The organism is Bacteroidota bacterium (genome assembly GCA_005882315.1).
Taxonomy (GTDB): domain Bacteria; phylum Bacteroidota; class Bacteroidia; order Chitinophagales; family Chitinophagaceae; genus VBAR01.
Genome location: VBAR01000001.1, coordinates 2088755 through 2104276 on the forward strand (window position 1 = coordinate 2088755; position 15522 = coordinate 2104276).

A 15522-nucleotide genomic window follows, 5' to 3' on the forward strand; every position below is an offset into this window, starting at 1 on the left:
TGTAAAATTCCGGTAAGAAATAACAAATAATATGGAACAAAAGCCGATAACAAAAGCGATCCGCATTCAGACTGATACAACAAATGAAATGGAGCATTCTACACCGTTGTTTCTTACCAGCAGTTTCCAGTTTGACAACGCTGAAGATATGCGAGCTGCCTTTGCGGACGAAACAGATGATAATATTTACAGCCGTTTCAGCAACCCGAACGTGAAAGAGTTTACAGATAAAATGGTGGCATTGGAAGGAGCTGAGGCAGGTTATGCAACCTCATCCGGTATGAGTGCAGTTTTTGCTTCTTTTATGACCAATCTGAAAAGCGGCGATCATCTTTTATCATGCAGTTCAATTTTTGGAAGCACACATACTATTATTACAAAGTATTTACATAAATGGGGAATTGAGTACAGTTATGTAAATGCTACCAAACCCGAGGATTGGGAAAAAGCGATCAAGCCCAATACAAAAATGATTTACCTGGAAACACCGACGAACCCGGGGCTTGACATTATTGATCTTGAGTTTGTGGGTAAGCTGGCAAAAAAACATAAACTGATACTGAATGTAGATAACTGTTTTGCCACACCTGTTTGTCAAACTCCAATTGATTTTGGTGCAGACCTTGTTGTTCATTCAGCAACTAAATGGCTCGATGGACAGGGAAGAGTATTGGGTGGTGTCATTGTTGGTAAGAAAGAACTCATCCAGGATATTTATTTATTCTGTCGCAGCAGTGGTCCTGCACTTTCTCCTTTTAATGCATGGCTCTTAAGTAAAAGTTTAGAAACACTGGATGTAAGAATGGAACGTCATGCATCTAATGCACTGCATATTGCAAAAACACTGGAAGGACATGCTAAGATTTCATCATTAAAATACCCTTTTCTTCCAAGTCATCCGCAACATGCTATTGCAAAAAAGCAAATGAAGAATGGTGGTGGTTTGGTTTGTTTTGAATTAAAAGGTGGTTTGGAAAGTGGAAAAAAATTTCTGAACAGTTTACAAATGCTTTCAATGACGGCAAACCTTGGCGATACAAGAAGTATTGCATCACATCCGGCAAGTACTACACATGCTAAACTTTCTGAAGCGGAAAGACAGGAAGTAAATATTACACCGGGGCTTATTCGTATTTCAGTTGGACTGGAACATGCAGATGATATACTCAGCGATATTTTGCAGGCATTAGAAAAATGCTAACGCTTCCATTTGCGTAACTGCTGTAACAATGCCCGGAAGTCTTTTGGCAATTCAGCTTCTAACTCATGTTTTTTTCCGTCAATATCAGTAAAAGAAAGTTTTTGCGAATGCAAACCAAGGCGGCCGAGGATTGGCTTTTCTTCTTCCACATTTTTGGCGAGATTAAATTTCTTTTTGAAGGAAGAAAGTAAAATTGTTTTTCCATCACCATATACTTCATCACATGCAATTGGGTGGCCAAGATCTTTCATATGGATGCGTATCTGGTGTGTGCGACCGGTATGAATTTGAAATTGTAATAATGAATAAATGCCAAAATCTTCCAGCACTTCATAATCAGTGATAGCTTCTTTTCCTTTTCGGTTTATCACCATCGTTCCTTTTTTTACCGGGTGCTCCATAATTGAAGCATTGATCGTTTCTTTTTTATTCTGTGGTGAACCGATTACAATACCCTGGTAAATTTTTGTGGTCGATCTGTTTTCAAATTGCAGTGATAAATGCTTGTGCGCAGTTTCATTTTTTGCAAAAACGATCAGGCCGCTTGTGTCTTTATCCAAACGATGAACGGTAAAAATGCTTCCGTACTTCTCAATCAATAATTTTTTTAATGAGACTTCTTTTCCTTCCCTGTCGGGAATGGATAATAATCCGGAAGGTTTGTTAAGTGCAATCCAGTTTTCCGTTTCTGCTATTACGAAGTCACTAATCCTCATTATACTATTTACCTTTTCCAAAATATTTCAAATCGCGGATCTCTTTTTCATTCAAATGTCTCCACTTGCCACGTTCTACATTTTTCTTTGTTAAGCCTGCAAACATTACACGATCCAAACCTCTTACATCATAACCCAAATGTTCAAATATTCGACGAACGATCCGGTTGCGGCCGCTATGAATTTCTACACCGATCTGTGTTTTGTCTTTTAGATCTGCATAGGCTAATACATCAACAGAAGCGAGTCCATCTTCCAGTATCACACCTTTGAGTATATCATCAAAATGATTTCTCTCTAAAGGTTTATTCAGCGTAACGGCATAGATCTTTTTTATTTCATTACTGGGATGTGTAAGTTTTTGTGCCAACTCGCCATCATTGGTAAATAACAAAACACCGGATGTATTCCTATCCAGCCTTCCTACAGGATAAACTCTTTCATTTGTTGCCCGGCTTACAAGATCCATCACCGTTTTTCTTTCATGCGGGTCATTAGTAGTAGTGATATAATCTTTAGGTTTGTTGAGAAGGATGTAAATCAGGTTTTTTGAAACAAATACTTTTTTGCCATTTACAATAACTTCGTCTTTCTGTGTAACCTTAAAACCGGGCTCAGTAATTAATTTACCATTCACTTTTACTTTTCCCAACTTTACCATTTCAGCAGCATCTCTTCTTGCACAAACTCCACAATGAGCAATGAATTTATTAAGAGGCATGAGATCCGAGTTTGGAGTTCGTAGTTCGGAGTTTGGAGTCTTGGCTGCCGGTTGCTGACTGCCGACTCTTGACTCATTCCTTTTTTTATCAAAAAACTCTTCTCTATCCTTCTTCCATTTTCTTTTTTCCTGCTTAAAGCCTTCTTTAATGGCAGCATTGCTTTTTTTCTTTGTAAACTTGTTGAACTTGCCGGCTTGTCCCGGTTTATGTGGGGATGATTTCTTTTTCATGTAAGTGATTTACTGTTTTACAACAGGGGTGAGTGGCAAAGATACTGAAAGCAGGTTTAGTAAGCAGGATTAAGAAATGCTGGTTGATTTAATGTATTTATATGCTTATGCTCTGAAATATTCATTAAGTTTATCCTTTAACCGATCGGTAAATAACAGTTATTGATGAGGACCCACCTGTCTCATGTTATTATACTCTTATTGCTTGCGGGGTGCAAAGGCAAATCTGATGAAAAAGCAGAGATCAATCCGCCTTTATACCCGAAACCCCTTACTGTTGCATTAGATCTAAATAGCGGTTACAAAATCAATCTTCTTACAACCGATTCAATAAGACCCTTGATCAATTCTTTTGGCGATACGATTAAAACCGGCATTCCTTTTCCGTTGATCGCTAAAGAAATTATTAGTGAAAAAATTTTAAAAACAACAATCCTTAAAGGAGTTCCGGAAATTAAAACGATTATTCCCGACAATGTGCACCCGATACCGGATAAGCTTCAAGTTAAGATTGTTGATACAACAAGACTAAAGAAAGTAAAACTCGGAGAAGGAGATCAATCTCTTGTTTTACGAAATACATATGGCATAATACGAACAGGAGTTCCCATACCGGTTACCGGCAAAAAAATGCCTTTTAGTGAGCCGCATCCTGTGAAAGCAGCCCCAATGCGGTTTAAGGATAATGCCACTTCTAGCATTCAATACCTGGATGTTGACCAGGGCCTGAGTTATTCTTATGTATTAGACGTATGTGAAGATAAAAAGGGCAATCTCTGGTTTGGGATGGATGCCTCCGGTGTAAATAAATATGATGGTATCAATATTACAAATTATACTGTGAAGGAAGGATTAAGTAACAACGATGTTCGCTGTCTATTTGAAGACAGGAATAACAATCTCTGGTTGGGCACCCAGGGTGGAATAACATGCTTTGATGGGAAAAATTTTATACAATACACAGAGAAAGAAGGATTGCCAAACAACTCGGTTCTATCAATATCGGAAGACAAAAAAGGCAATCTTTGGTTTTGCACGATTGGCGGCGCTACAAAATACGATGGAAAAAATTTTACCCATTATACAAGAAAAGAAGGATTGCCATGCGATACTGTATTTAAATGTATGGAGGACAGGAATGGTAATCTCTGGTTCCCTACCTATCACGGCGTTGCTAAGTTTGATGGAACTTTTTTTACATATTATACACAGGAGGACGGCCTGGCCGCCGAACTAGTCACCAACTTATTGGAAGATAAGGAGGGTGATCTCTGGTTCGGGACCTTAAATGGTATCAATAAATTTGACGGCAAAAGGTTTACTCATTTTACAAAAAATGACGGACTTTCAAGTAATCTCACCATATCCATGATCAGCGATAAAAGCGGTAATATCTGGCTTGGTACCATCGGTGGGGGGCTCAATAAATTTGACGGGAAATATTTTACACAGTACGATCTGGAACAAGGTCTGTCGAATAATAAATTAAGAAAGATCACTGAGGATAAAAATGGTAATATCTGGTTCGGTACTGATGGGGGGGGAGTCAACAGGCTTAACGCAACCAGTTTTGATTATAAAATTCCCGGAGAGGTTTGGGATAATAACAGGATAAGGCCGATACTGAAAGACAAAAATGGAAATCTTTGGTTAGGTACTGATGATGGCCATGTGGGAAAGCTAGATGCTAAACCAACACCAACCGGGGGACGATTATTTACCTATTATAAAGAACAGGATAAATTATTTGCAAAAGGACAGCGATCATTATTACAGGACAGAAAGGGTAATATCTGGATCGGCACTACAGGGTCAGGTATTATTAAGTATGATGGAAAAAATTTCACAAATTATTCTTTAGGCACAAGTCACGAAAGGCAGTCGATCTATGATCTGCTGGAAGATAAAAAAGGAAATATCTGGTTTTGTACAAGAGATGCAAAGATCGTTATGTATGATGGAAAAGATTTTGCTTTTTATACTACCAAAGAAGGCTTGCCGGGCAGCATTCTATATTCTATGCTGGAAGATAAAAAAGGAAATATCTGGTTTTGCACTGAAGGCGCCGGAGTATATAAATTTGACGGAACTGCTCTTATTAATTACACAGAGAAGGAAGGTTTATTCAGTAAAAATGTTATGTCGATTGCTGAAGATGATAGGGGAAACATTTGGTTAGGCACATTGGGTTCAGGGGTATGTAAGTTTGATGGAACAAATTTTACCTATTATACCAGGCAACAGGGATTATCCGATAATAATGTGTGGTCGGTTTTTTGTGATCCTGCTAACCAGCTTTGGATTGGTACTAATAAAGGGCTTTCACTCTGCCCTCTTCGTAAGGATAGTTTGGTAAATAAAAAAAACGATTATGTTTTTTACAACTTTGGTGCGCAAGATGGACTGAAAGCAATTGATTTTAACCTGCACAGCGTTTGTGTTGATAACAATAATCGCATTATGTGGGGCACAGGTAAAAATCTTCCTTCATTTGATCTGAATAAAGGGTTTCATCCGGATAGTGTTCATTCATGCATACTAAGCTATATTGAAATCAATGAACGGTTTTATGATTTCAGAAACCTTCCCGATAGTGCCGATAGAAAAATGTCTTTCAGTAGCATTGTCCCTTTTCAAAACTATCCCGTTGATCTTACACTTGCATATGATCAGAACCACCTCACATTTCATTTCTCAGCAATTGATTGGTCAGCACCTGATAAAATACAATATAGTTACCGGCTGATCGGATCAGATGCAAACTGGAGCAGCCCTTCCCAGATCAGTTATACTGATTATAGAAACCTGCAGCACGGGAATTATGAATTACAGGTAAAAGCAATTGGCCGGTCGCAAATTTGGACAGAGCCTTTCAGCTATCATTTCACCATATTGCCACCATGGTGGCTTACGTGGTGGTTTAAATCACTGGCTGGTTTAGTTCTGCTTGCAGCTATATTTTTAATTGCCCGGTTTATCTATCGTTATCAGTTCCGTAAACAAAAAGCATTACTTGAAAAAGAATTGGCTGTGCAAATGGAGAGACAAAGAATTTCTTCTGAAATGCATGATGATATTGGTGCAGGATTATCAGGGGTTCGGTTACTTACCGAAATGACAAAGAATAAAATGAAGGATGGCGATGCTGGTACTGAAGTAGATAAAATTTACCAATCGGTTGGTGAGTTGTCGGCAAAAATGAAAGAAGTAATATGGAGCCTCAATACGGAGAATGACAGTCTTAGTAGTTTGATTTCCTATTTACAAAAACAAGCCCGGCAGATGATGGAAAACTATCCCGGTGAATTCAATATGTCATTACCTGAAAAAATTCCGGATATAAAAATAAGTGGAGATGCCAGGCGGCATATTCACCTGTTGGTGAAAGAGGCCTTGCATAATGTTATTAAACATTCCGGTGCTGACAGAATTGATATTACAATAAGCTGTGATGATAAGTTGCGTATTGTTGTGGCCGATAACGGCAAGGGAATGAATATAGAGGATAGTAACGGAACCGGGAATGGGATGAAGAATATGCGTAAACGGACACAACAACTGGATGGAATGTTTTTTATTGCAAATAAGAATGGCCTTACACTTACATTTGAAATACCCCTGAAATAAAATTTATGATTACAGTATCAGTAGTAGAAGATAATGACCAGTTCCGCGATGCGCTGGAAGCAATTATTAAAGGGCAAAATGAGTTGGCCTTGATCGGCTCATATATCAGTGCTGAAAAAGCAATGAGTGAACTAATGAATAAACCGCCAGATATTGTTATCTGCGATATCAGTTTGCCGGGTATGCGTGGCACAGAACTGATCGTTCGGTTAAAAGATAAAATGCCCCGTACACAGTTTATGGTATGTAGTATTCATGATGATAATGACACCATCTTCGAAGCATTGAAATGTGGTGCATCAGGGTATATTCTCAAAGACCCTGTAACTACTGATGAAATAGTAAAAGCGATACATGATCTATATAACGGTGGCTCACCCATGAGCCCTTTTATAGCAAGGAAAGTTATCGGCAGTTTTCAAAAACCAGTAGTGAATGATGAAAGCTCCACTTTAAGCATCCGGGAAAAAGAAGTGCTGGAATTACTTTCAAAAGGGTTGCTATATAAAGAAATTGCAGAACGGCTTGGCATTACACATGAGACGGTTAAAAAACATCTTAAAAATATTTACCAGAAGCTCCATGTACAAAATAAAATTGAAGCGCTGAATAAATTCAGACTGCTTTAGAAACCCCCTATTCCCCTAAAGGGGAATTGTTTTTTAGCGCAGCCTCCTTCATATTTACAAAATCAGATACAGTGATAGTTTTTATCAATGAAGGATGTTATGTATTTACTAACCCGGCGTGAAAAAGAAGTTATTCATCTATTATCATTGGGATTAACCTATGAGCAGATCGCCAATCGTATCGATGTAAGTCACGAAACAGTGAAGATGCATTTGAAAAATGTTTATCGGAAACTGAAAGTGCAGAACAAGATCGAAGCATTACAAAAAGTAAAATTACTATGATCTATTCCCCGAACGGGGAATTGTTTTCATTACTATTTCATTTCATATTTACATCGTGATATTCTGACCCCGTGTTTTCACCTTTTTATTTCCCGTCTTATACCTGTCTAAAGCCATCATCAAAGCTCATTAGTTGCATCTTATTTATTATTTGTAAAGGATACAAGCCACCATTCTTTAAAACAAAGTTTTGTTATGAAACCGATTTACACCACCCTTGTCTTACTGTTTATTATTAAAACAGCATTTTCTCAAACCAGTTATTATGTAAATGACAACAGCACATCTGGTGATGTGCTCACTACTGCAGTTGGAAATAATGCAAATGCAGGAACCGCTGCGTCACCATTTGCATCATTGCAATATGCCGTTAACCTGGCTGCTGCAGATGATATTATTTATGTAGATGCGGGCAGCTATGCTGAGCAGGTAATTATTAACAAAGGGATCACCATTATTGGTGCCGGACAAAATCTGACATTTTTTACTCCGCCGGCTTCAACACTGGTTCCTGCTCCGGGTCCTTTTACCGAGATTGGTTTGTTTGTAACAACACAGAATATCGGTGATGTGAACATCAGTAATTTAACCATCAACAGCAACAGCGGTTCTCAGAATATCATTATTCAAAGCGGTGGCAGTGTTAAGAATTGTATATTGCTCAATGGCGGACAGGGAGTTTTTTTCAGGGTGGAATCTGCTGTAAAAAATGCATTGATTGAAAATAATACTATTCAGCCCGATGGTATAGGTATTAACTGCCAGGGTGGTGGATTAACTGTTACTATTCGCAGCAACATTATCAGCAAGGCAACGGGTTATTATGCTGGCATTTTTGCAGGGCTTGATTTTGGACCGTTGCCACAACTTACTATTCAGAATAATATCGTCAATAATTATACAGGCGAAGGCTTACTAGTAAATAGTTTTAATGGCAGCTATACATCAAATAGTATTACAGGCACCAGTACGTTTGCTATAAACCGAAGCGGAGGTAATACACCTCTTGCAACTTGCAACTGGTTCGGCACTTCAAATGCAGGAACTGTTGCATCAAAAATCAACGGGTTTGTTGTTTATTCGCCCTTTCTTACCAACGGAACAGATAATAGCAGTAATCCTGGTTTTCAACCCGCAGGCACCTGTGGTAATGCCTATTATGTAAACGATGCAAGTACTGCAGGCGATATATTTACAACTGCAGTTGGTAATAATGCCAATGCAGGAACAGCAGCAGCGCCATTTGCTACATTACAATATGCGGTGAATACAGCATCAGCGAATGATATTATTTATGTGGACGCAGGTACTTATACCGAGCAGGTAACTATTACAAAAGGAATATCAATATTCGGTGCAGGTCAAAATGCAACTTCAATTCTTAAACCTGCGGTTGTAGTAGCTCCGCCGGCCGGTCCCAGTGCGTTTAGTGAGTCTGGCGTAATACAAACAGCACAAAATATAGGCGAGGTTAACATCAAAGATTTATCTGTAACCGGCGATTATAATGTGGGTGTAACACCTATCATCATACAGAGCAGTGGCAGTCTACGTAATTGTCAACTGCAAAGTGGTAACCAGGGATTGTTTGTCAGAATTGATGCTGCAACAAACCCCGGTGCAAAAACATTTTATATTGAAGGCAATATTATTCAGGCTGAGTATATAGCAGTAAATGTGGAAGGCACAGCATTACATGCAATTCTTTCCAATAATACAATTTCGGCATATAATGCAGGCTTCTCAGTTGGGATTTTTGCTGGTTTGGATTTTGGAGCTATTGGTCGCATAACTGCAACGAATAACTTATTCAGCTCATACCTTACTTCTGGTATTTGGGTTAATGCATTCAATGCAAGCATTACACAAAATGCTTTTACAGGTGCAGGGTCTTCTGCAATTAACAGGTTAGGTGGGGCTAGTATTACAGCCAATTGTAATTGGTATGGTGCTGCTAATGCTTCTTCAATTGTTCCTAAGATTAATGCTGGAGTAAATTATTCTCCATGGTATATTGATGGAACTGATTTAAGTCCTGCTACAGGGTTTCAGCATTGGACAGAATCATGCGGCGGAAGTACTAATATTTATTATGTAAATGATAACAGTACTACCGGCGATATATTTACAACTACAACTGGTAATGATGCCAATGCAGGAACATCACCAACATCACCACTGGCAACGTTTGGTGCAGCACTTACAAAAGCATCACCCGGCGCTACCATTTATATGGATGCAGGAACATATACTGCACAAGATCTTACCATCAATAAATCTGTTTCGGTAATAGGTACAAACTATCATGTATCACCGAACAGCACATCTGATCCTTTACTGCTTAACAGCACACGAAATTCCGAATCTATAATTGATAATACCAACTGGATTCTTGGGGCTTCTGATTTACGTTTTGAAGGATTGACATTTAATTCAACAAGTAAACAGGCCATTACTATGATGAATGATATTTTTGCTAATCATAACTTTTATAGAAACCGGTTTAGAATCAGTTCGAACGCTACTCAAATATTTATTGCAGGATCGGGTCCGGCTACCATGGCACCTTCCGCTATTGTCAACTGGGGATTTGGCCTGACAGATAACAGGTTTGAAAAACAAGACGGATCAGCAGGTCAAACGCTTGACATCAGCCGGTTTGGGAGTGTAAATATTACCAATAATTCTTTTGTAGTTACAGGGCCAACTCCACGTACACAATCGGTACTTAATATCGGTGGGAATGGCGTAGTTAACTATGTCTATATAGGTCAAAACACTTTTGACCAGGCTGCAACCGCCATAAGTGGAGCTGGCAGCCGGTTAGCCGTTGTGAATATGAATTATAATAAAATTATTAATAGCAGCAATGCGTTTTCAGCAGGTAACCTATTAGCCGAATCATCTGAAGTTGCATTCAGGTATAATACGTTGGATGGAAGTGGCGGGGTTGTGCCATTTATAGAATATACCCGGCAAGCAGGCGATGCTTCAGGATCTTCATCATCTTTCACAGCAGAAGAAAATATAATTACGGGTACAGCCATTGCAGGTACTACAACCCTGCTTAGCAGTATGCATTTAATTTTTGCAAACAGTGTTTTAAATCAGTCATTAACCGTTCGTAATAATAAGATTACCTACAACGGAGACTTTAGTACTGTAGAAGGTCAATTTATACGACCTATTATGATGAGAGGCAATTTGAAAAACGCAGTGGTCGAAAAAAATGAAATCTCTTTAAGCGGCAATAACCTGCAACCAAGAAACCCAACAGTGAATTTACCGGTTTGTCCTGCTATTACTTTATACACAGAGAATGGGTCAGGCGCATTTTTACAACCGGGCAGTGTTATTAATATTCTTAATAATAAAGTAAACGGATTCAAGCATTCTTTTGCAGCATTTGATCCCGGCGCAGGTAATGATGTTTTCATTGGCTATGGCAATATACCTGCAGGAGTTACTGTAAACATCAACAATAATAGTTTTACGGGTGATTCTATATCCATCAACAATGGCACAGTGGGTCAGCCGGTGCTTGCCACCTGTAACTGGTATGTTTCAGGTGATGCAGCATTAGTTGTTCCTAAAATAAGTGGTATAGCAACTTACAGCCCATGGTTGAGTAATGGTACAGATAATAGTGTTGCTACAGGATTTCAGCCCTTATCAAATGTTTGTAACGGAAGACAAAATAAATTTTATGTAAACGATGTATCACAAACAGGCGATGTATTTACAACAGCTGTAGGTAATGATGCAAACACAGGAATCCCATCTGCCCCATTGCTTACAATAGCTGCAGCACTTACAAAAGCATCCGCCGGTGATAGCATTTTTATGGATGCAGGAACTTATGTTTTATCCGCTGATCTTACAATTGGCAAAGCGGTTACAATACTTGGGACTAACTATCTTCTTTCACCTAACGATGTTAACGACAAAAGAGTTTTGAATGCCGTAAGAAATGCTGAATCAATCGTAAGTAATGCTACATTGATAATTGGCAGTAATGATATTTCAATACAAGGAATGGTTCTTGATCCGGGAACAGGGGCAATAGCAGTATTCTTGGGTAGTGGCACCAACTACAGCAATATAAGTCTTGCAAAAAATCGTCTTAAAATGAATTCTTTAAGCCCTGCAGTCAGATTTGAAGGACAGGGAACCAATACAGTTGCCGTGTCTGCACTGGTTAATTCAGGATTTACAATTAATGATAACCGGTTTGAAAAGTATGATGCCGGTCAGAGTTTAGCAATTAATATCAGTCGACTCAAAAATGTTACCGTGACCAACAACGCATTTGTAGTAGGTGGGTCAACTTTACGAAACTACACCGCAATTGCAATGGGGAATGTTGGAGTGATTGATGCGATTACATTTTCTTCAAATACAATTGACAGGGCATTGAATGTAATTACCGGAAGCCGGATAGGCAATGCTGTGCTAAATGGAAATAAAATATATAATACGACTAATGGTTTCAATATTTCGAATACAATACCTGAGTCTTCAATCATTGAGTTTTCCAATAATTTGCTGGATGGCAGCGCAGGTGTTTCGCCATTTTCTTTTTATACCCGTAGTGGCGGGGGCAACGCAGGAGCATCCAGTTTATTTAAAGCAGAAAATAATATAGTCACCGCAGTAGCAGTTCCCGGAACAACAACTTTGCTTGGAACCTTCAATGCTACTTTCACAAATACTGTATTGAATCCTTCCATGATCATACGTGGTAATAAAATAACCTATTCAGGTAATTTAAGTACTGTGGAAGGACAATTTATCCGTCCAATTGTTATAAGAGGTAAGCTGACAAATGCAACTGTAGAAAATAATGAACTGACACTTAGCGGAACTAACCTTCAGGCAAGAAACCCTGCTAATGTATTGCCTGTTTGTCCGGCTATTTCCCTTTATTCAGACAATGGATCAGGCTCAGTTATACCAACTGGTTCAGTCATAAATATTTTGAATAATAAAATAGACGGCTTTAAGTATTCTTTTGTAGTATTTGATCCCATAAATGCTGCGGGCACCGGTGATGCTTTCACTGGTTTTGGAAATCTCGGGCCTAATATTGCGGTGAATGTGCATGAAAATAGTTTTACTGGTGATTCAATGAGCATTAATAATGGATCAGTTGGTTACCCGATAGATGCTTCATGCAACTGGTATGGTTCATCAGCTCTTCAAAATCTTGTTGGTAAATTCTCAACAGAGCTTGATAATGTTTACTTACCATACCTCACGAATGGAACGGATAATGATATAGCGACAGGATTTCAGCCTGTAGCAGGTTCATGTAATGGTCAACCAATACAGGCACGTTTGGATGGATTTACAAATGTTACCTGCAATGGTCTAAACAATGGTACGGCAAGTGTTACAGTATTTAATGGAGTGGCGCCGTTTGTATTTGCCTGGACAAAAGATGGCGATCCATTATTCAGTTCAAATGTCGAAGACCCAGCCAATTTTGGTCCGGGTACCTATCATTTATTAATCACTGATGCATTAGGTACAAATATAATTTTAGATGCGAATACAGATATAACAACTATCAATGTTACTATTACCGAACCACCAGTATTAACAGCAACAGCAAGCGGTACCAATGTAAATTGTTTTAATGGTACAAATGGTACAGCATCGGTAACAGCAGGAGGTGGTACACCTGGTTATACTTATTCATGGAGCAATGGGGCAACGACCAGTTCAATTTCAAACCTCGCTGCAGGAATTTATAATGTTACAGTGACTGATGGCAACGGTTGCACCAAACTAGCAAGCTATGAAGTAACACAGCCTGCATTATTAACAGCAACAGGAAGCGGAACCAATGTAAGTTGCTTTGGAGGTTCTAATGGTACTGCAACTGTTACAGTAGGCGGTGGTACATCACCATTTGCTTATGCGTGGAGTAATGGAGGTATTACGCAATCAATCTCTGGGCTGCCAATAGGAACTTATAGTGTTATTGTGACAGATGCGAAAGGATGTACTGCACAGTCATCATATCAAGTAACACAACCTGCGTTATTAACAGCAACAGGAAGCGGAACCAATGTAAGTTGCTTTGGAGGTTCTAATGGTACTGCAACTGTTACCGTAGGCGGTGGTACATCACCATTTACTTATGCATGGAGTAATGGAGGTACTACGCAATCAATCCCTGGCCTGGGAATAGGAACTTATAATATTATTGTAACTGATGCGAAAGGATGTACAGCACAGTCATCATATCAAGTAACACAACCAACATTGCTGACAGCAGTTGCTACAGGTACATCAACTACCTGTGCAAACTCTGCAACTGTGGTTCCAAATGGCGGTACTGCTCCATATACTTATTTGTGGAGTAATGGTGCAACTACACAAGCTATCAGCAGCTTGCCTGCCGGTACATATACAGTAACTGTAACGGATAATAAAGGATGTATTGTCACAGCAAGTTGTACCGTTACAGCAACTGAAGCATTTAATCCATCAGCTTCGGTTGTAAATGCATCTTGCTATAATACAGCAACAGGTTCCATTACCGTAACGAATGTAAATGCAACAGCACCATTCCGCTTCAGTATCGATGGCGTAAACTTCTCAGCACCACAGGCTTTGCCATATACTTTCAATAATCTGGCTGTAGGTGCCTATACAATTACTGTAAGAGATGCAAATGGCTGTACAGGGTTTGTTGAAAAAACAATTACACAGCCAACTCAGTTAAACATTACATTGAATAATGTTCAAAGCACCTGCTTCGGTACAAACACTGGTTCAGTGAATGTATCAGTATCCGGCGGCTCGCCATCTTATAGTTACTTGTGGAACGGCCCGGGTGGTTATACATCGACCCAGCTTAATATCAGTAATCTTGCATCTGGTCAGTATACGCTTACAGTAACTGATAGCAAAGGTTGTCCAAAAGTTCTGCAGGCTATAGTGCCTTCTTATAATGAGGTTATTGTATCAGCAGTTGTTACAAATGTTGCTTGCAAAAGCGATGCAAGTGGATCAATTGTGATTAGTGCATCAGGAGGAGATGGAAGCTTAAATCATAAATGGAGCACGGGTGCCACAACTGCAGGTATATTTAATCTTCCTGCAGGCACATATAGGGATACAATTACAAATTCAGGTAGCGGTTGTATTATTATTAAAACTTATACAATTACTCAACCGTCCTCCTTACTTAAACTGAACAATCCAACAATTACTGATGTAAGCGGTTGTGACATTGCCAATCTTGGATCTATATCTGCTTCTGCAACTGGAGGTGGAAGTAGTTACCAATTTAAGTTGAATAATGGCAGTTATCAGCCATCAGGAACATTTAATGCATTAAATGCAGGTAGTTATACAGTTTGGGTAAAAGACAATCTCGGTTGTGAGAAATCTACAATTGCTATCGTGGGTGATAACGGAAGTGATGCTTATGAAGGAACAGGCGGTAATAAGAACAATTCAAAAACCAAAGCTTTTGCGATTCCGCTTGGTTCTATATCAGCAAGAATTCCGACAACTGCTGACCCTGCTGATTGGTATAAGTTTACTGCTAATATTGCTGGCAGCTACACTTTGAGTTTGTCACATCCTTCTGCCAGTTTCACAATTAATCTATATACACTGGATAGTACAAACTCGATAAATACACAATCAGGGTCTATAGCATTGAATAAATTATATTATCTCCTTGCTAATAAGACATACTACATCCAGGTTACAGGTGGACCATCTCCGACTTGTTACCAGCTTTCTATCAACAACACATTGCTGACAAGAATGAGTTCAGAATTAATAGTAAAGGAAAACAAAACCTTTGTCGATAAACTCAGCACATCCGTATTTCCCAATCCACATCATGGTGCATTCGGAATAAGAATAGAATCGGCACAAGATGGTGCAGCGGTACTTGAGATATTAAATGCAGCTGGTCAATTAGTGGCAGAAAAAAGAACGACGGTAAATAAAGGAGGAGTAAGTATTGTAAACTTCACCAATATGAACCACAATATTCTTTTCTATCGTGTAAGGATAGGTGATGAAATAAGTACAGGAAAAATAATAGGGCCCCATTAACCTGATGCATAAAAGGTAGACTGAAAA

General features: G+C 39.0%; 7 protein-coding genes. 5 read left to right on the plus strand and 2 right to left on the minus strand.

Annotation, left to right across the window (positions count from 1 at the left end):
* Positions 1-31 precede the first annotated feature (31 nt).
* The gene (locus E6H07_08625) at positions 32-1201 is read left to right on the plus strand and encodes an aminotransferase class I/II-fold pyridoxal phosphate-dependent enzyme (protein ID TMI65953.1); all 1170 of its coding nucleotides are present in this window, start codon (positions 32-34) and stop codon (positions 1199-1201) included.
* Here the strand turns inward: E6H07_08625 and E6H07_08630 are convergent.
* Complete coding sequence (locus tag E6H07_08630) at positions 1198-1917, minus strand: RNA pseudouridine synthase (GenBank protein TMI65954.1); 720 nt, start codon at positions 1915-1917, stop codon at positions 1198-1200. The two genes, E6H07_08625 and E6H07_08630, sit on opposite strands and share 4 nt — an antisense overlap.
* A 4-nt stretch (positions 1918-1921) precedes the next feature.
* Positions 1922-2869 (minus strand): rRNA pseudouridine synthase, encoded by a 948-nt coding sequence (locus E6H07_08635; protein ID TMI65955.1) that lies wholly within the window; start codon positions 2867-2869, stop codon positions 1922-1924.
* Positions 2870-3034: 165 nt separating this feature from the next.
* Here E6H07_08635 and E6H07_08640 point away from each other — a divergent pair, with 165 nt between their 5' ends.
* The 4 genes from E6H07_08640 to E6H07_08655 all read left to right on the plus strand — a co-directional run bounded on the left by E6H07_08640 (position 3035) and on the right by E6H07_08655 (position 15495).
* Positions 3035-6496, plus strand: coding sequence for a hypothetical protein (locus E6H07_08640; GenBank protein TMI65956.1), 3462 nt, complete (start codon positions 3035-3037; stop codon positions 6494-6496).
* Positions 6497-6501: 5 nt separating this feature from the next.
* On the plus strand, positions 6502-7125 hold the full coding sequence (locus E6H07_08645) for a response regulator transcription factor (GenBank protein TMI65957.1): 624 nt from the start codon (positions 6502-6504) through the stop codon (positions 7123-7125).
* Positions 7126-7212: 87 nt separating this feature from the next.
* Positions 7213-7410 (plus strand): helix-turn-helix transcriptional regulator, encoded by a 198-nt coding sequence (locus E6H07_08650; GenBank protein ID TMI65958.1) that lies wholly within the window; start codon positions 7213-7215, stop codon positions 7408-7410.
* Positions 7411-7605: 195 nt separating this feature from the next.
* On the plus strand, positions 7606-15495 hold the full coding sequence (locus E6H07_08655; protein TMI65959.1) for a DUF1565 domain-containing protein: 7890 nt from the start codon (positions 7606-7608) through the stop codon (positions 15493-15495).
* Positions 15496-15522 lie beyond the last annotated feature (27 nt).

Coding starts and splice junctions, on each gene's coding strand:
- E6H07_08650 (TMI65958.1), top strand. CDS start 7,213: ATGAAGGATGTTATGTATTTACTAACCCGGCGTGAAAAAGAAGTTATT.
- E6H07_08625 (TMI65953.1), top strand. CDS start 32: ATGGAACAAAAGCCGATAACAAAAGCGATCCGCATTCAGACTGATACA.
- E6H07_08655 (TMI65959.1), top strand. CDS start 7,606: ATGAAACCGATTTACACCACCCTTGTCTTACTGTTTATTATTAAAACA.
- E6H07_08635 (TMI65955.1), bottom strand. CDS start 2,869: ATGAAAAAGAAATCATCCCCACATAAACCGGGACAAGCCGGCAAGTTC.
- E6H07_08640 (TMI65956.1), top strand. CDS start 3,035: ATGAGGACCCACCTGTCTCATGTTATTATACTCTTATTGCTTGCGGGG.
- E6H07_08645 (TMI65957.1), top strand. CDS start 6,502: ATGATTACAGTATCAGTAGTAGAAGATAATGACCAGTTCCGCGATGCG.
- E6H07_08630 (TMI65954.1), bottom strand. CDS start 1,917: ATGAGGATTAGTGACTTCGTAATAGCAGAAACGGAAAACTGGATTGCA.